At 66.2% G+C, this 16,373-nt stretch carries 15 protein-coding genes; 7 read left to right on the forward strand and 8 right to left on the reverse strand.

Going from position 1 to position 16,373, the window contains the following annotated elements; translation table 11 throughout:
* The 6 genes from C441_RS04625 to C441_RS04650 all read right to left on the reverse strand — a co-directional run.
* On the reverse strand, positions 1-1,099 hold a 1,099-nt coding region (locus C441_RS04625), incomplete at its 3' end, for a sensor histidine kinase (protein WP_007274043.1).
* A 194-nt stretch (positions 1,100-1,293) separates the two neighbouring features.
* Positions 1,294-2,253, reverse strand: a complete 960-nt coding sequence (locus C441_RS04630; protein WP_007274044.1) for an energy-coupling factor transporter transmembrane component T family protein — start codon at positions 2,251-2,253, stop codon at positions 1,294-1,296.
* Positions 2,250-4,073 (reverse strand): ABC transporter ATP-binding protein, encoded by a 1,824-nt coding sequence (locus tag C441_RS04635; protein ID WP_007274045.1) that lies wholly within the window; start codon positions 4,071-4,073, stop codon positions 2,250-2,252. Before C441_RS04635 ends, C441_RS04630 begins: the two co-directional genes overlap by 4 nt.
* 19 nt (positions 4,074-4,092) lie before the next feature.
* Positions 4,093-4,956 carry a hypothetical protein gene (locus C441_RS04640; RefSeq protein ID WP_229722641.1) on the reverse strand — a complete coding sequence of 288 codons (864 nt, stop codon included), beginning with the start codon at positions 4,954-4,956 and terminating at the stop codon, positions 4,093-4,095.
* A gap of 231 nt (positions 4,957-5,187) precedes the next feature.
* Entirely contained in the window at positions 5,188-5,985 is a 798-nt protein-coding gene (locus C441_RS04645; protein ID WP_007274047.1) for a sugar phosphate isomerase/epimerase family protein, read from the reverse strand.
* Entirely contained in the window at positions 5,978-6,715 is a 738-nt protein-coding gene (locus C441_RS04650; protein WP_049920441.1) for a 2-phosphosulfolactate phosphatase, read from the reverse strand. Before C441_RS04650 ends, C441_RS04645 begins: the two co-directional genes overlap by 8 nt.
* 812 nt (positions 6,716-7,527) lie before the next feature.
* Here C441_RS04650 and C441_RS04655 point away from each other — a divergent pair.
* From C441_RS04655 to C441_RS04680, 6 genes are all read left to right on the forward strand, one after another.
* Entirely contained in the window at positions 7,528-7,971 is a 444-nt protein-coding gene (locus C441_RS04655; protein WP_007274049.1) for a DoxX family protein, read from the forward strand.
* A gap of 95 nt (positions 7,972-8,066) precedes the next feature.
* Entirely contained in the window at positions 8,067-9,041 is a 975-nt protein-coding gene (locus C441_RS04660) for a deoxyhypusine synthase (RefSeq protein WP_004971841.1), read from the forward strand.
* 161 nt (positions 9,042-9,202) lie between these two features.
* Positions 9,203-10,306: an extracellular solute-binding protein gene (locus tag C441_RS04665; protein WP_007274050.1), complete on the forward strand. Its 1,104-nt coding sequence runs from the start codon at positions 9,203-9,205 to the stop codon at positions 10,304-10,306.
* 2 nt (positions 10,307-10,308) lie between these two features.
* The gene (locus C441_RS04670) at positions 10,309-11,244 is read left to right on the forward strand and encodes an ABC transporter permease (RefSeq protein ID WP_007274051.1); all 936 of its coding nucleotides are present in this window, start codon (positions 10,309-10,311) and stop codon (positions 11,242-11,244) included.
* Positions 11,241-12,122, forward strand: a complete 882-nt coding sequence (locus C441_RS04675; RefSeq protein WP_007274052.1) for an ABC transporter permease — start codon at positions 11,241-11,243, stop codon at positions 12,120-12,122. The genes C441_RS04670 and C441_RS04675 overlap by 4 nt, the downstream gene beginning before the upstream one ends.
* Complete coding sequence (locus tag C441_RS04680; protein WP_007274053.1) at positions 12,122-12,862, forward strand: ABC transporter ATP-binding protein; 741 nt, start codon at positions 12,122-12,124, stop codon at positions 12,860-12,862. Before C441_RS04675 ends, C441_RS04680 begins: the two co-directional genes overlap by 1 nt.
* Positions 12,863-12,911: 49 nt before the next feature.
* On the opposite strand, the gene C441_RS04685 is transcribed toward C441_RS04680, so the two are convergent.
* Complete coding sequence (locus C441_RS04685; protein WP_239640807.1) at positions 12,912-14,156, reverse strand: DUF6498-containing protein; 1,245 nt, start codon at positions 14,154-14,156, stop codon at positions 12,912-12,914.
* 361 nt (positions 14,157-14,517) lie between these two features.
* Between C441_RS04685 and C441_RS04690 the strand changes: the two genes are divergently transcribed.
* Positions 14,518-15,948 (forward strand): DUF6498-containing protein, encoded by a 1,431-nt coding sequence (locus C441_RS04690; RefSeq protein WP_007274055.1) that lies wholly within the window; start codon positions 14,518-14,520, stop codon positions 15,946-15,948.
* A gap of 113 nt (positions 15,949-16,061) precedes the next feature.
* Here C441_RS04690 and C441_RS04695 read toward each other — a convergent pair whose 3' ends face one another.
* The gene (locus C441_RS04695) at positions 16,062-16,373 is read right to left on the reverse strand and encodes a DUF7521 family protein (protein WP_007274056.1); all 312 of its coding nucleotides are present in this window, start codon (positions 16,371-16,373) and stop codon (positions 16,062-16,064) included.

A 16,373-nucleotide genomic window follows, 5' to 3' on the forward strand; every position in this document is an offset into this window, starting at 1 on the left:
TCGTCGCGTCTGCGGCGGTTCTGAGCGTGACTGCGACGGTCGTACCGCCGTCGGGGTCGCTCTCAACCGCGATGCTCCCGTCGAACTGCTCGACGAGCGCGGCGACGAGCGAGAGACCGGTCCGGGAGTCGGACGGTTCCGCGACGGTCTCGCCCGCGTCGAGGAGGGCGTCCTCGGGGAACGACGTTCCGTCGTCGGAGATGCGGACGGTCACCGTGCTATCTCCGCGTTCGGCGTGCAGGCGAACGCGCGGGCGCTCGGCGTCCGCCCGCTCGACGGCCGTGACGAGGAGGTTTCGAAAGACCGCAGAGAGCATGCTGTGAGCGAGGACGTTCACCTCGGGGAGGTCACCGACGACGACCACGTCGGCGTCGTGCCCGGCCCGGAGCTTCTGAAGCTCGGTCTCGGCCAGCGGCTTCGGTTCGAGGTCGGCGGCTCGGTCCGAGGTGAGCACGTCGGTGAACTGCGCCGTGCTCTCGGTGAGGTCGATGATGCCGTTGCTCGCGGCGACGATGTTCTCCAGTCGGTCGTCGGCCGCCGACCCCGCCTCCTTCCGCATGACCGATGCCCACCCGCGGATGACCAGCGTGTCGTTGCGGATGTCGTGTCGGAGGACGCGGTTGAGGACGGCGAGCTGTTCGCGCTGTTGGTGGAGTTCGGTCTCTCGTCGCTGGCGCGCGATGGTCCACCGATAGAGGCCGAACGCGAGGAGGACCGCGCCGACCGCCTGCGCGCCGTCTTCGAACAGGTAGCTGAACCAGGCGGGCTGTTCGACGAACTCGTCGAGGAAGTCGGTCAGCGCGAACAGGGACGAGGCCGCGACGCCGCCCGCCAGCGGGTAGAATACCGACGGGTCGCGCACTCGTCGGACCACGAACAGACACGCGAAGAGAACGGCGACGACGACGCCTTCGCCGACGAGGTCGAGCGCCGTCGTCTCCGGGTCCGGCGGGAGCGCGACGACCTGGACGACGACCGAGACTGCCGACCCGGCGGCGACTGCCCACGGGAGGTATCGATGTGCGGCTCCCGCGGGTTCCTCTCCCGTTGCTTCCGATTCGTCGTCATCGACTCCTCGCGTCCGGGTTTCGGGTTTCATTTCGGTTCACCACGCCCCGAGCGTCTCCCGCGTCCGACCGGCGGCTTCTGTCTCGCTTGCATACTCTCGTTGACGGCGATGACCGATGAAGTGGTTGCTATGTGGATTGTCTGCCTCACTTTGTGCTCGGGAGCGGAACGAGGTGTTCGATAGTCGTATAGAGTCGAAAATAGTCCGGCGGTTGGGGGCGCCCGTCAGGTGAACACCCAGACCGCGGCGACGAACAGCAACGACCCGAAGACGAACGTGACGTCTCGCGTCCGAATCATCATGCCTTCGGTCCGGAGCGCTTGGCTCCGTTCGTCGCCCAGCGAGCGCGAGAAGCCCTTCGTCTCCATCGCCTCGACGGTGACCCGCGAGCGCTTCGCCACGTTGAAAATCAGCGGGTAGAACGCCTTGACCGAGAGCGTCAGCAGGTAGTAGAAGTAGCGCCACCTGAACAGCCCCTGTTTTTCGGGGACCTTACTTCGAAGGCGGAAGGAGTTGATGAGCGCGTGGTACTCCTCGACGAGAAGCGGCATCATCCGGTAGCCGTACGCGATTGCGAACGTGAGCTGTCGGGGGACGCCCAAGCGCAACATCCCCTTGCTGAGTTTCTGCGGGCTCATCGCCGAGAAGACGGCGAGGCTGATGACCGAGATAATCGTGAGCTTGAGGAAGAACGGGACGAGCGCCCCGACGGCGTCGATGCCGACTTCCTGGCTGGTCGTGGCGGTGTGAATACCCCGGCCGACCGCGGCCGCGACGATGCTTCCGGTTTCGGCGAACACGCTCGCGTCGCCCGCCATGACGCCCGCGACGACCCGACCGGCGTTCTCGCCCAAGTGACCGACCGCCCGAATCGTCCCGCCGATGATCGGGACCAACACCACGAAAAAGCCGACGTTGGTGACTTGGCCGAACAGGAGCAACGCGAGCAGGTACTTGCTGACCTGCGAGAGCGCGGCGAGCGCGAAGGCCGCCGCGAGCAGGATGGCCAGCGGAAGCGTGTCGTAGAACAGCCACGGGATAATCATGAACAGCACGGTCCACAGCAGGACTACCCGCGGGTCGAAGCTGTTCAACAGCGCGTCCTCGTTGTCGTAGGCGGTCCGCATCAAGTCGACCTTGATGTCGGCGACCGAGATGTCGGTGAACGCGTCGACGTACTTCATCGCGTCCCTCCGTCCGACTCGGCGTCGCCACCCACGTCGCCGACACCGCCGTCTGCGAGCCCGTCACCGTCGAGCGAACGAGCCAGCGTCTCGCACATCGCGTCGGTGCTGAGCGCGGGGGATTCCAGCCCGAGTCGCCGGCTCAGTTCGACCACCTGCGGCTGTCGCAAACCGGTCTCCGCGAGGAGGTCCGGGTCGGAGAACACGGCCGCCGGCGGCGCGTCCGCGAGCACCTCGCCCCCGCCCATGACGAGGACGCGGTTGGCCCACGCCGCGACCAGTTGCAGGTCGTGCGAGGCGACGACGACGGTCTCGACTCGGCTCTCGGCCTTCCGGAGCATTCCGGTCACTTCGCGACGGCTCTGGAGGTCGAGACTGCCCGTGGGTTCGTCCAGGAGGACGACCGTCGGGTCGGTCGCGAGGCCGATGCCGAGCGACGCGCGGCGCTGTTGGCCGAGGCTCATCAGGCGGCCGTCGCGGTCGGCGAGGTGTTCGAGGTCCAGATACGCGAGAATCTCGTCGACGCGTTCGTCAACGTTCGGGGCGTCGCGGTTCTCGAGGTAGTAGGCGACGTCCTTGCGGACGGTGTCCTCGACGAACATCTCCTCGGGGTTCTGGTGGATGTAGACGGTGTCGTCGGCCAGTTGCTCGGGGAGCGTCTCGCTCGTGTCGCGGCCGAGGACCGTCACCCTCCCTTCGTCCGGGGACTCCAATCCCGTCATCAACCGCAACAGCGTCGACTTGCCGGAGCCGTTGGCACCGACGAGCGCGACCCGGTCGCCCGCGTGCAGTTCGAGGTCCAGCCCATCGAGGACGCGGTTGTACCCCTCTCGAAGCGTGGGGTAGCCGTGGCCGACACCGCGCATCGTCACCAGCGCGTCCCCGTCCTGCTGGCGGCCGGTCGGCGCGTCGTCGGTGCCTGCGCCGGGTGTCGCTACCGCGCCGCCGTCGACCGCGGCCCGCGACTCGCGCGTCGTGGCGGGCTGAAACGCCGTCGCCGCCTCGTCGACGGTCACGGGATACCGACCGCTGGGCAGGGTTCCCACCTCGGTCGGGAGCCCGTCGGCAATTTGCGTGACTTGCGGCGGGTGGATGTCGTGGGCGAGTAAGTCGTCGAGCCTGTTGAGTCCGACCTCGACCGGTTCCTTCCAGGCGACTCCGCCGTCGGAGACGAGCACCATCTCGTCGCAGTAGTCGGCGATGAACTCGGAGTGGTGTTCGATGACGATTATCGTCTTGTCGCGCTCCTCGTTGAGTCGTCGGAGCTGTTCGTACGTCTCGCGGGCGTTTCGGGGGTCGAGCTGTGCGGCCGGCTCGTCGACGAAGATGAACTCGGGGTCCATCGCGAGCACCCCCGCGAGCGCGACGAGGTGTTGCTGGCCGCCGCTCAGTTCCCAGATGAATCGGTCTTCGAGATGGTCGAGACCGAGCGTTTCGAGCGCGCGGGTCGCCCGCTCGGCGTAGTCGTCGAGCCCGTGGTTGAGGGGTGCGAACTCCACGTCGTCGCGAACCGTCTCCTGAACGAGTTGGTTCTCGAAGTCCTGGAAGACGTAGCCGACCGTCTTCGAGAGTTCGGCGACGTCCGACTCGCGGGTGTCGGTGCCGGCGACGGTGACGCGCCCGTCGAACGTCCCCTCGAAGAAGTGGGGGATGAGCCCGTTGAACGTCTTACACAGGGTCGTCTTTCCGCTTCCGTTGCCACCGACGACGGCCGTGAACTCGCCCGGCTCTATCGTCACGCTCGCGTCGCGCAATACCGCCTCGTCGCCGCCGGGGTACTGAAACGTCAGGTTCTCCACGACGATGTTGTTGCGACTCATAAAAGCAAAGAGGTGGGGTTCAGTCCTGCAGGCCGTCGACCTTGCGCTGGCGGTAGGCGACGAGCCCGAACGAGACGACCGCCGCGATGGCGATCGGCACGAACAGGAACGCTTGGCCGTACGTTTCGACGAACTCCGGCGTGAACGTGATGAGCCCACCGCTGGTCTCGCTCAGCGTCTCGAACGCGAACGCGACGGGTATCAGCGCCACCCACGCTATCAGTCGCTTCAGGGACGTGCGCGTGAACATCGGGCCGTCGCGCCCCTCGACGGGACTCATGCCGAGTAACGGTTCGATCTTCCCGCGGAGCCGCGGGTAGAGGAACAGGGTCGGAATCGCCCCGAAGACGACGCCGGCGATGATAATCTGAAGCAGGGCACCGATTCCCTCGGTTGCCCACACGGTCTCGGGGAGCCACGAAATCGCTTCGAGTTCTTCGACGCCGACGTAGAACTTCCCGACGTCGATGAACCACGCCGCGGTCTCTTCCATCGCCTTCGCGAGGAAGCCCAGCGCCGCGATCTGCTTGACGTCTTTCGGGTCCGTGATGAGCGACATCACGAAGAACCACGACAGCGTGACGACGATTAGCCCCTCGACCGCTCCGAGCGCGCTGAAGTCACCGATGAGAATCTCTCCGAAGACGATGCCGCCGACCGGAATCGCGAGACAGGCCCAAAACGAGCGGAACAGAAGGACGACCGACATCGCAACGAACCAGAACGGTCCGATAGAGAGGCCTAACCCGCCTATCGAGAACTCCGGCAGGAGTTCCGTAATCATGCTCTGCAGACCGTGTAGCGACATGACGAGGATGAACGCCATCATGTCCCTATGGTCGAAACTGAACGCACTACTCGAGTTGTTGGACGTTGTCACCATCCGGGTGGTGGTGGTCGAGCAACGTGTTTAATCGTTGGTATGAGTACAGCGTACGACTGTATATCGGACTGTACTCTGTGGAGTAATCGGTGGCAGTACATAGCAACCTCGTCAGTATGTCGTTCGCCCGGACTCCCTTCGGTCCCTGCGCTCGCAGGCCGGTTCGGATGCTACCGAAGTGGCTGTGTCTGTTCGCGTCGAAAAAGAACCGAGTGGCGGCGACGTCGACCGTCAGGCGTCGGTCGCGCCGACGCAACGCTCGACGTCCGCTCGGGACTTCATCTCCAAGACGTTGTACGGGGCATCGATGTCCGCGGCGACCGACCGGAACGATGGAAGCGGTTCGTGCGCGTCTTCGGTGCCGTCGTTGTCGTGGAGGTGTGCGACCTGAATACGGTCGCCGAATCGCTCGACGAACCGCCGGTAGTCGACGCCAGTCGCCTTCGCGTGGCCCACGTCGAGCGTCAGCTTCAGGAACTCGTCGTCGACGCCGACGTCATCGAGAAACGAGGCGAGGCGGTCCGGCGTCGCCGTGTGCCGACGCGTTCCCGGTTTGTCGCGCTGGTTTTCGAGACAGACCGGAATCCCCGCCTCGGCGGCGAACTCGGCGCACTCGCGGAGCGTCTGGACCGCCTGCGCACGGGTGTGTTCGCGGACGTGTTCGGGGTACCGAGTCCGAACCGAGCCCCCGTGGACGATGACGCCACCGGCGTCGATTGCCGCGGCGAGTTCGATTGCCTCTTCGGTCGCCGCGACCGCGGCCTCTCGAAGGTGCTCGTTGACGTTACCGGGCGCGACGTCGAGGTGCGGGCCGTGGACCGTGTAGCTCACGTCGAGTTCGTCTGCGACTGTCCGCAGGCGCTCGGCGTCTCGCTCGTCCGCCCGAACGTCCAGATAGCCCGCGCGGAGTTCGACGTGGTTCAGGTCGAACCCGCGGAGGAACTCGGCGAACGACGCGACGTCGGCCGCGTAGCGGATGTCCATCGACGCGCCGAACCGCGGTCGCTGGACGGGCGTCGCCTCAGACATCGACTTGGCTCGCGGGGACGAGGCGGTCGCCGCGGAGGACGGGCACGACCGAGCGAGAGTCGATGGCCGTCTCGAACTCGTGGAGGTCGCGCCGCCGAATCTCGTGTTTCTGTTCGTATCGCGGCCCTTTCGCCGTCACGAGGAGGCGCGCGTACCGCTCGCGGTCGCGGTCGGTGAGGCCGTCGCCGTGGAGGCACTCGTCGATGAGCGCCGCGCCGAGCGTGTCGTCGGGCGTCGGCTGACCGCTCGACCCGCTGGCGACGATCGTTATCGGTCGCCCGCGGTCTTCCAAGAGGTCCGCGACCGCCGCGGCGTTCGTGTAGCCGCCGACGAACACCTCGACACCGGGACCCCCGCGCTCGCGGAGCGTCGAGACCGCCCGCCCGCCGTTCGTGGAGGTCATCGCGGTCGGCCGCCCGTCGAGGTCCAGTCGCTGGACGTAGCTCGGCGAGTTGAAGAAGTCGTAGCCGGGGTTCGGCTCGTAGTCGTCGGTCTTGCCGCCGCCGATGAGACACTCGGGGTGGTCCTCCCGATACGCCGGTTCGTCGCCGCGCTCGTCGGTCACGTGGACGTACTCCGCACCGAGCGCGAGCAGTTCCGCCACGGTCGCCGAGAAGTGGGTCACGTCGACCACGACGTAGTCGCCCGGAGCCGGTTCTGCCGGGATGTTCTCACAGCCCTCTATCAATGTCTCTGCGAACACCGCTGTCTGTCGTCCATCTGCGGACATAGCCCACGTTCTCTACAACACCTACAAGTCAATTGCTAGTAGCGATATATATCGAACCGTACTGTCCGTAGTTATCCTCGCCCGCCGGCAGGTCCCCGGCGGTACGACTCGTCACTCGCGCGTACCGCGTCGTCCGGTCGTGTGAACCACCTCGGGGTCAAGCCCCGAGACACTCGTCTCGATTCATCTGTAGAAACGTGTTCGGCTCAATGGCTATCGGGCGCTCGACTATCGCCTTCGACGAGAGAATAGTCAGAAAGTTATACTAAAACAAGTATGAAATTTTATATATCCACCCACCGAGTTCTCTCTCGAAATCAGGCACCGACCGCGCCGTCGATCGCGGGATACCCGAGCCGCTTCGACTGCGTTCTCGCACCACGACTGCGAGTTCGGCTCGCTCGACAGTATCCGCGGAAAACGGCTTAACTACGGCTCAAGAATCCGTTTTCAAGTGCAAGCGTCGTCGGTAGGTTACTCGCACCCGGTAGCGCGGTTTTTCGGGGCGAGCGTCGCACACATTCTCTCGGTTAAACGTGTGAAACTGCTGAAAATACCGGATACGACGAATGGGACGAGTTCGATTACGAACGTCTCGCGTCCGTCACGGCGGGTCGGAAAGAACGTTCGAGTGGGGTCGCAATCTCACAACGGCAGTCTTCAAGTTTAGTGTCGAATATTTCATATTCCATACATTATTACTATACGACTATTGATTTTCGAAAGCTTCGGTTTCGGTCTCCGGTTCGGTATCGACGCCGGGTCGCCGACGCCGACAGCGTCTTTGACCGCCGGTCCAACGTCGATTCGAAATGGCTCTCGCCGCCGAACGACTCCGCCGATTCAAGACGCCGCTCCGCTACGTGATGGGCGCGCTCTACGTCCTCGCGGGAGTGATGCACTTCGTCGTGCCGAACGCGTACGCGCAGGTCGTCCCGCCGGTCTTCCCGGCGGCGCTCGCGCTCGTGTACATCTCGGGCGTCGCCGAAATCGCCCTCGGCGTCGGCGTCGTCTTCCGCCGCACCCAACGCATCGCCGCGTGGGGACTCATCGCGCTACTGGTCGCGGTCTTCCCCGCGAACGTCTACATGGCGACGAGCGACATCGTCCTCGAAGGTGTTCCGGCGGCACTTCGGGAGCCCTCCGACGCCGCGCTGTGGCTCCGACTGCCGCTTCAGGGCGTGCTCGTCGCGTGGGCGTGGTGGTACACTCGCCCGGAGTCCGACGGCGGCGTCGACTCGTCGTCGAACCGGTGACCGTCGCCGAGCGAATTGGTGTCCACCCCCACGCAGTCCGCTGTTTTCGGAACCGAACGGAACTGATTCAAGCGCGCCGATGCGACCCGTAGCCGATGACCGAAGACGACACTCACGACCACGTCGTCCCCGGAAGCGACGAGGCCATCGATTCGGCCGACGTTCGGGGCTACGACTTCGACGGCGCGTTCGACTTCGACGAGTTCCTCGACGCGTACGCGACGACCGGCTTTCAGGCGACGCAGCTCGCCGAAGCCATCGACATCGCCGAGGAGATGCAGGAGGCGGACGCGACCGTCTACCTGACGTTCACCTCGAACATCATCTCGTCGGGGCTGCGCGAGGCCGTCGCCTACCTCGTCCGCGAGGGCTTCGTGGACGTGCTCATCACCACCTCCGGCTCGCTGACCGAGGACGTCATCAAGACCGCGAAACCGTTCAAGATGGGCTCGTGGGACGCCGACGAGGGCGAACTCCGCGAGCGCGGCATCAACCGCCTCGGCAACATCTACGTCCCCTCCGACCGGTACGTCTGGCTCGAACAGTACCTCTATGACTTCTTTGAGGACTTCTTCGCCGAAGAGAAGGTGCGGACGCCGACGGCGTTCGCCCGCGAGCTGGGCGAGACGCTCGACGACGAGCACTCGGTGTTGAAGCAGGCGGCCGACAACGACGTGCCGGTCTACTGCCCGGCGCTCACCGACGCCGAGGTGGGCAACTTCCTGTACTACTACCGGCAGGGCTACGACAAGGACGTCGGCATCGAGATTCTCGACGACTACGACTCGCTCATCCAGAACGGGCTGCTCGCCGACGAAACCGGTCTCATCGCCGTCGGCGGGGGCGTCCCCAAGCACCACGCCATCATGACGAACCTCTTCCGCGGCGGCGCGGACTACGTCGTCTACATCTCGACGGGGATGGAGGGCGACGGCTCGCTGTCGGGCGCGCCCCCGAACGAGGCCGTGTCGTGGGGGAAAATCAAGGACCACGACACGAACTACACGCAAATCGAAGCCGAGGCGACGCTCGTCTTCCCGCTTCTCGTCGCCGGCGCGTTCAAGAACTAGCGGGACTCCGTATCCTATTGTTCCCTTTGTAGCGCTATGTTGGAGTCTCAGCCGTCGAAACGGCTACGTTAGACTCATAGCAATTTCCTTTAGCGGCCGGTCGTGTTGCCCGAATGATGGTATCAACCAGGAGAAATTTCATCGGGGGTTCTGCCGCGGCGTTGGCGGGTCTCGCCGGCTGTCTGACGACGAGTAGTTCCGAGAGTGACGCCGACGCGACGGGTTCCGGTGGCGGCGACGCGGAGACGTACGAGGTCGGGTATCAGGACTTCCAGACGAACATCGAGGCCACCGCGTTCCCCGATACGCTGTACTTCTACTGCGTGCAGTCCGGGTGGATGAACTGGCCGTCGCTGATGCAGTCGTTCGAGGATTCCTACGGCGTGGCGGTCCACGACGACGACCGCTCGTCGGGCGAGGCGCTCCAGCACATGCGCTCGCACTCGAACAACATGACCCACTCCGGGTACAACGGCGGGTATACCTACGGCATCGTCGCCCGGAACGAGGGCTTTACACAGGCGTACAAGCCGCAGGGGTGGGACAAAGTGCCGGACACGCTCAAGACCGACGACGGGCACGTCACGGCGACTCGCCGGGTGACGACGGCCGTGACCTACCGGAAGGACATCTACGAGGAACGCGGCCTCGACGAGCCGACCACGTGGGAGGACCTGCTCCAGCCCGAAATCATGCAGGACCTCGCGCTCCAGACCCCGCAGGCGGCGGTCGGACTCGCGGCGGCGCTGTCGGTCAACAACGCCCGCGGCGGTAGTATGGACGACCTTCAGCCCGTCATCGACTACTACGAGCGGATTCAGGAGGGCGGCGCGGAGTTCACCGACAACTTCCTCGCGCAGTTCTCCCGCGGGGAGTACGCGACGTTCGTCCGGTACGACTACTCCGGGCTCGACCTCAAGTACAACAACGACGAGGTCGCAGAGGAGAACGTCGGCGTCGCGCTCTTGGGCGGCGAAAACGGCAATAAGGGAGCGCTCAACATGCCGTACGGCTACGCGCTCTTGGAGGGCGCGCCGAATCCGGCGGCGGGCAAGCTGTTCATGGACTACGTCCTCTCGCTGGAGGGCCAACAGCAGTTCCTCGACGCCTACGTCAGGCCGATTCGCTCCTCGGAGCTGGAGCTTCCCGACGAGTTCATCGACCCTACCGAGTACGACCGGACGGAGTTCCAAGTCGACTACGGTCAGTTGGTCGACCGGCAGGAGGACATCATCCGAGAGATAACGCGCGGCGCGAACATCTGAGGATGTCCGACCGACACGCCGAGAACAGTCCGCTCTCGCTCCGGGCGCTCACGGCGCGGGCGGTCGGCGCGTTCGAGACCGTCGCGAACCCCGTCACCGAACGAGAGCGCGAGTACCGCCGCATCGTCGCGCTGTGCGCGCCGTTTTCGGTGCTGTTGCTCGTCGCGGGCCTGTACCCCCTCTCCGAGGTCGTTCGCATCAGCGTCTCGACGGCCCAGTACGAGTCGGTCGGGTTCTCGCTCGACGCCTACGCGACGCTGTTCGGGGACCCCTACTACCGCCGGGTGGCGTTCGACTCCCTGTGGCTGACCACCGGGACGACGCTCGTCTCGGTCGGACTCGCCGTCCCCATCGCGCACGCACTCGAGAAGTACGACCTCCCCGGCGAGGACCTCCTCGTCACGCTCGTCTCGTTCCCCATCAGCCTCCCCGGCATCGTCGCCGCGTTCATGATTCTGGTGCTGTTCGGGAACAACGGCGTCGTCACCGCGGTCGCGGCCGCCCTCACCGGGAGCCGGCCCACCGACCTCGCCTTTGCGGTCAGCGTCCCGGGGCTGTTCGTCGCCTTCGTGTACTCGATGGTGCCGCGCGCGACGCTCATCCTCCGCGGGACGTACGCCGAGGTCGACTCGGCCGCCGAGGAGGCCGCCCAAGCCCTCGGCGCGACGCCGTTCGAGACGTTCCGGCACGTCACGCTCCCGCAGATTCGACCGGGCATCACCGGCGCGCTGATTCTCACGTTCCGGACGGGGCTGGCTATTTTCGGGACGCTCGTCGTCATCCAGACGCTCGTCGTCTGGACGCTCCAGCTCTCGCGGGAACTCGGCGTCGGCTACGACGTGCAGGTCGCCGGCGCGATGGCGACCGTCTACTTCGCGTTCACCTTCCTGTTCACCGTCCTCGGACTCCGGTACACCAGCGCGGAGGTCGGCATATGACGCCGTCCCTCTCGCGTCGGTTCGGACGGTCGGCCGTGACGCTGGCCCTGTTTTCGACGGTCGCGTTCCTCATCGCGCCCATCGTGCTCACGATCGTCGCCTCGTTCGCTACGAGTTGGACCGGTGTCCTCCCATCGGGGTTCGTCACCTTCGAGAACTGGCGGGCGGTGCTGGGGCTCGCTGATACGATTGGCTCACAGCGCAGTATGGGGTGGGACCCCCTGTTCAGCCTCCCGCTCGGCGGCGAGACGCTTTCGGTGTTGGTCCCGGCGGAGTTGGCGTTCAGCATCGGGCTGGCGCTCGGCGGCGTCCTCATCAACCTCGTCGTCGGCGTTCCCATCGCGTACGCGGTCTCCCGCTACGAGTTCCCGGGCAAAGAGTGGGTCAACGCCGTCTCGGTGCTCCCGCTCGTTCCGGGCGTCATCTTGGGCGTCGCGTTCCTTCGAGCGTACCCGGACCTCTCGGCGACGAGCTTCGGGCTCATCGTCGGCTACTCGCTGTTGAAAGCGCCGTTCATGGTGATGGCCGTGCAAAGCGAGTTCGAGTCGATGCCGCTCCGACAACTGGAAGAGTCCGCCCGCTCGCTGGGCGCGTCGTGGCCGCGGACGTTCCTGACGGTCATCGTCCCGAACGCCCGCTCGGGCATCGTCTCGGGGGCCATCATCTGCTGGGCGCTCGCGGCCGCGGAGTTCAACTTCTCGTACATCGTCTGGGCGAAAGGCACTCAGCCGCTGGCGCTCTTCTTGCAACGCCACATCTCGAACAGCACGTTCACCAAGGCGGCGGCCGCCGTGTCGATGTTCTTTTTCATCATCGTCGCGGTCACCCTCCTCCTACAGCGGGTCGGTCGCCGCGGATTCGACACCAGAGGTAGCTAATGGCAGACGTGACACTAGACGCGGTTCGGAAAGACTACGACGACACGACGGCGCTGGACGGCGTTTCGCTCACCGTCTCGGACGGCGAGATTCTGGGCGTGCTCGGCCCCTCGGGGTGCGGGAAGACGACGACGTTACGAACCGTCGCCGGCTTCGAGACGCCGACCGACGGAACGGTGAGGTTCGACGGCGAGGACGTGACGAACGTCCCCCCGGAGAACCGAAACGTCGGATTGGTCTTCCAGGAGTACGCCCTATTTGACAACATGACGGTCACCGAGAACGTCGCGTTCGGGCTGAAGATGCGGGGCGTCGGGAAGCCCGAGCGACAGACTCGGGCCGAGGAACTGCTCGAAATGCTCGACATCGGCGAGATGGGCGACCGCGACCCGACGACCCTCTCCGGCGGCCAACAACAGCGCGTCGGGCTGGCGCGCGCGCTCGCCATCGAGCCGAACGTCCTCCTGTTGGACGAGCCGATGACGGGGCTCGACGCCCAACTGAAGGCGCGCCTGCGGACGGAAATCGGCGCGCTACTGGCGGAGTTGGACGTCACCGGCCTCTACGTCACCCACGACCAGGAGGAGGCGATGGTGATGTGCGACCGCGTCGCCGTGCTGAACGAGGGTCGCGTCGAGCAGGTCGGCACGCCCCGAGAGATATACGAGTCGCCGGCGAACGAGTTCGTCTCGGAGTTCGTCGCGCTCGACGCGCCCGACCTCCCGTTCGTTAGGTGGTGATTCGCTGGTGGGTCGCGGGTGGGTCGCCGATGAGTCAACTGGAATCGACTCACGCGCTTGCGGGACCGCCCGCGACCGCCGACCGACCGCCGGCTTCGACGGCGTCCGGCGGGAGATGCGGAAGGCGATAGACGCGGTCATCGCGTTCGAGTCGGAGCGTCTCGCTTCCGAACAGTCGGTCGGTGGCGCTCCGGACGCGCTTTAGTTCGGTCCGCGACTCGGGAGCGAGCCGCCATTGCGGCCCGAACAGCCGGTCGTAGCCGACGAGCCGCCCGTCTCCGGACGCCCCGTCGCAGACGCGGTACTCCATCGCCAGATACCGGAACGACCGGTCGAAGACGCCCAGCGCGGTGAACACCCCGGCGACTATCACGGCTCCCCCGAGCAGTTCGACCGCGACCCCGTCGGTCGTCGCGGTGCTGAGCAGGCCAACTAACGTCAACCCGGTCACCAACAGGAGCGCGAGCGGGGACCGGAGCCCGCGGACGACCCCGCCCACGACGACCGCCGATGGCTTCGGGCGGACGACTTCGGCCCCGTCCCGCGAACTCTCGATTCGCTCCCACTCGGGGGTGTCAGGAGCGAATCCGAGGTCGACCGACGTGCGCTCGTCGTACGCTTCCAGTCGGTCGCGGTAGACGTCGACGATATCGGCGAGCAGTTTCACCGCGAGGACGAACGCCAGCACGAACGGCGGCGGGGCACCCGCGATGACGAACCCCCCGCCGATGAGGAGCGCCGAGCCGGTTCCCGCCATCGACACGAGCGCCGACTGAAGCGGTTGCTGTGGCGGGACCGACGCGTAGGTCCCGCCGAGGAGGTAGCGGCCCACGTCCACGGCCCGGCCGACGACGACGGCGAGCACGCCCAACCCGACGGAGAGCGACTCGGCGTCGGTGAGCGTCGCGCCCGTTGTCTCGCCGACGCCGCCGACCCCGATTGCACCGAAGAGGGCCCAACCCACGCTTCCGATGGCGAGGGCCATCAGGATGGCCGGGAGGTTCGCGACCTGAATCGACAGCGGCAGGACGGGCAGTCCGACGCGGCCGCGCTTTTCCGACAGGGCACCGAACACGAGCCACGAAAAGCCGTTCGCGTCGTAGGTCGGTCTGCCCTCCGCGAACAGCGCCTTCACCGCGGCACCGACGAGACACGCGCCGAGTTCGACCCAGTAGACCGCCAACAGCGCCACGAGCGACCAGTCGAGCGCGAGCACGCCGACGAGCGGGACGGCGTTGACCGCCATCAACACCGCCACCTTCGCCCGCCGCTTCTCCCTGGGGGTGAACTGCATTGCAGACGGCGAGGCGTTCCGACTCGAGATAGTTAGGTGGTCTGGCTCGCGTCGGGCGGTTGGAGCCGACTTCCCGCGACCGGTAAACAAGGTTGATGATGTCAACAAATCATATAGAACGTATGCGTCCCTCCATTCGATACCTCGCCTCCCTCGTCGTCGGTCTCGTCGTCGCCGGTGTGGCCGTCTCGGCCGCCGACGCGCCGGGATTGCTTCCCGTGGCAATCGCTCCGCTGTACGCGGCGACGACCGCTCGCGGTCGCCGACTACGAGTCGCTCCCCGAGTAGTCGCGTGCCGCCGAGACGCTTCGAGAGCGGGTTTCATCAGATATATGACCGGATGAGCGAAACGACCAATCCGATGGCCCCTCCACGGTACGGCGACGTCCCGACTTCGTCTCTCCCCGCCGACATCGGATTCCTCCCGGTGCTCTCGGCGAACCTCCTCCCGCTCGCCGGCGTGCTGTGGTTCGGCTGGAACCCGGGGACGCTCCTCGCGGTCTACGTCCTCGAACTGCTGTTTTTGTTCCCGCTTTCGGGCGTGAAGGCGCTGTTCGCCGGCCGGCCGCCGACCTCGTTCCGCGAGGACGGCGTCTTCAGCCTGTCCGACAACGACCTCGTCGACAAGCGCGGAAGCGTCAGTATCCACGACCGACTCCCGCCGGTGTACCCGCGAAACGTCCCGTTTGCGACCGCCGTCGTCGGCGGCGGCGCGTGGGTCGGCGTCTTCCTCCTCGCGCCGCTCTCGGAGGTCGTCTCGGTTCTCGACGTGCTCGCCCGGCCGGAGGCGGTCGTCAGCGTCGCCGCGCTCGTCGTCGGGCAGGTCGGCGAGACCGCCGCCGAGTTCCTCCGGCGCGACCGATACACCGAGCGCTCGCCGTACGCCCTCGTCGAGATTCCCGCCCGGCAAGCGATGTTTCTCGCGTGTTTCCTGTTCGTCGTCGTCCTCGGCGGCGCGACGGTCGCGCTCGCGGGGTTCGTGTTCGTGAAACTGCTCTTCGAGTGGTCCGGCTTCCGCGCAGAGCAGGGCGGCGGCGGCCGGCTTACGAGTTGGCTCTCCGGCCCCGACAGCGACGCGACCCGCGGCGAAATCGACGTTCCCGACGGCCGACCCTCGGTCGCAATCGACGCGGACCGTCGCGCGGTGGTCGCGGCCGCGGTCTGGCGCGCGGCCACCACGACGGGACCGTTCTACGTCACCATGGCCGCGATGGTCTGGATCGGCGGGACCGCGTTCGTCGTCGAGGGGACCCCCTCGCTCGCGGTCTGGGTCGGGTTCGGTCTCTTCGGGCTCTGCCTCCTCGCGTTCATGCTCGCCGGCGATATCGTCGAGAGCGTGCTCGCGAGCGGGTGGCTGACCTACCGACGTTTCGGCGACCGCCTCGTCGTTCACGACCGCCTGACGAACGAGTCGCAGTGGGCGGCGGCGGTCGGCGACCTGCGCGACGCCGAAGTCGTGGCGACTCGGCCCACCGACCGCTACCTCGGAACGCGGACCATCGCGGCGACGGTCGGCTGGGGCGACGACGAGACGGAACACACGCTCGGACCTGTCGCGGACGCCGAGGCGTTCGTCGACTCGTTCGACCTCCCGGTCGGCTCAACCGACCTCCCGCCGCTCGACCGCCGGTTCGTCGGGGCCGCCATCGCTTCGGTCGTCCTCACCGCGGTCGGCGTCGTCACCGTGGTTTTCACTCCGCTCGGGCCCTCCACGAGTTGGCTTCTCGCGCTGTTCCTGTTCCCGGCTTTCGCCATCGTCCCCAAGGGGTTCTGGAAGCTCGCGCACCCGTGAGGCGAGAGTCGGGACTGTCGATTTGGTGAATGCGTGTGAGCGAATTCGAGGAGAGCGAGCAAACGTGAGGAGGGAGTGCCCGATGGGACCGCCCGCGACGGCCCGCGGACGGACTACCCTCGCGAATGTAACGAGTAGGCGATGAGCACGACGCCACAGAACTGAAACAGCCGCGTGACGAGCGTGAGCGGCTGTTGGTACTGGAGGCCGATGTAGCCCTCGCGCAGGAGCACCGACCCGACGAAGGCGACGCCGAACGCGACGGCCGTGAGCAGGAACAGGCCCGCGGAGAGCGCCCGCATCGCCCGGCTGTCGTGACGGCGGTAGCCGCGATAGGCCTGATAGCCGACGTAGCTCCCGACGAGCGTCGAGCCGAGGGCGAGCGCGACGATGAGCCAGTCGAGGACGGCCGACAGGGTCGCCAT

This window comes from Haloferax sulfurifontis ATCC BAA-897 (assembly GCF_000337835.1).
GTDB lineage: Archaea > Halobacteriota > Halobacteria > Halobacteriales > Haloferacaceae > Haloferax > Haloferax denitrificans.

What these genes read in the sequence shown, in the direction of transcription:
- C441_RS04680 (WP_007274053.1), top strand. Translation starts at nt 12,122, where the DNA reads ATGGCAGACGTGACACTAGACGCGGTTCGGAAAGACTACGACGACACG.
- C441_RS04635 (WP_007274045.1), bottom strand. Translation starts at nt 4,073, where the DNA reads ATGAGTCGCAACAACATCGTCGTGGAGAACCTGACGTTTCAGTACCCC.
- C441_RS04655 (WP_007274049.1), top strand. Translation starts at nt 7,528, where the DNA reads ATGGCTCTCGCCGCCGAACGACTCCGCCGATTCAAGACGCCGCTCCGC.
- C441_RS04640 (WP_229722641.1), bottom strand. Translation starts at nt 4,956, where the DNA reads ATGGTGACAACGTCCAACAACTCGAGTAGTGCGTTCAGTTTCGACCAT.
- C441_RS04630 (WP_007274044.1), bottom strand. Translation starts at nt 2,253, where the DNA reads ATGAAGTACGTCGACGCGTTCACCGACATCTCGGTCGCCGACATCAAG.
- C441_RS04660 (WP_004971841.1), top strand. Translation starts at nt 8,067, where the DNA reads ATGACCGAAGACGACACTCACGACCACGTCGTCCCCGGAAGCGACGAG.
- C441_RS04695 (WP_007274056.1), bottom strand. Translation starts at nt 16,373, where the DNA reads ATGGCGACCCTGTCGGCCGTCCTCGACTGGCTCATCGTCGCGCTCGCC.
- C441_RS04645 (WP_007274047.1), bottom strand. Translation starts at nt 5,985, where the DNA reads ATGTCTGAGGCGACGCCCGTCCAGCGACCGCGGTTCGGCGCGTCGATG.
- C441_RS04650 (WP_049920441.1), bottom strand. Translation starts at nt 6,715, where the DNA reads ATGTCCGCAGATGGACGACAGACAGCGGTGTTCGCAGAGACATTGATA.
- C441_RS04670 (WP_007274051.1), top strand. Translation starts at nt 10,309, where the DNA reads ATGTCCGACCGACACGCCGAGAACAGTCCGCTCTCGCTCCGGGCGCTC.
- C441_RS04675 (WP_007274052.1), top strand. Translation starts at nt 11,241, where the DNA reads ATGACGCCGTCCCTCTCGCGTCGGTTCGGACGGTCGGCCGTGACGCTG.
- C441_RS04685 (WP_239640807.1), bottom strand. Translation starts at nt 14,156, where the DNA reads ATGCAGTTCACCCCCAGGGAGAAGCGGCGGGCGAAGGTGGCGGTGTTG.
- C441_RS04690 (WP_007274055.1), top strand. Translation starts at nt 14,518, where the DNA reads ATGGCCCCTCCACGGTACGGCGACGTCCCGACTTCGTCTCTCCCCGCC.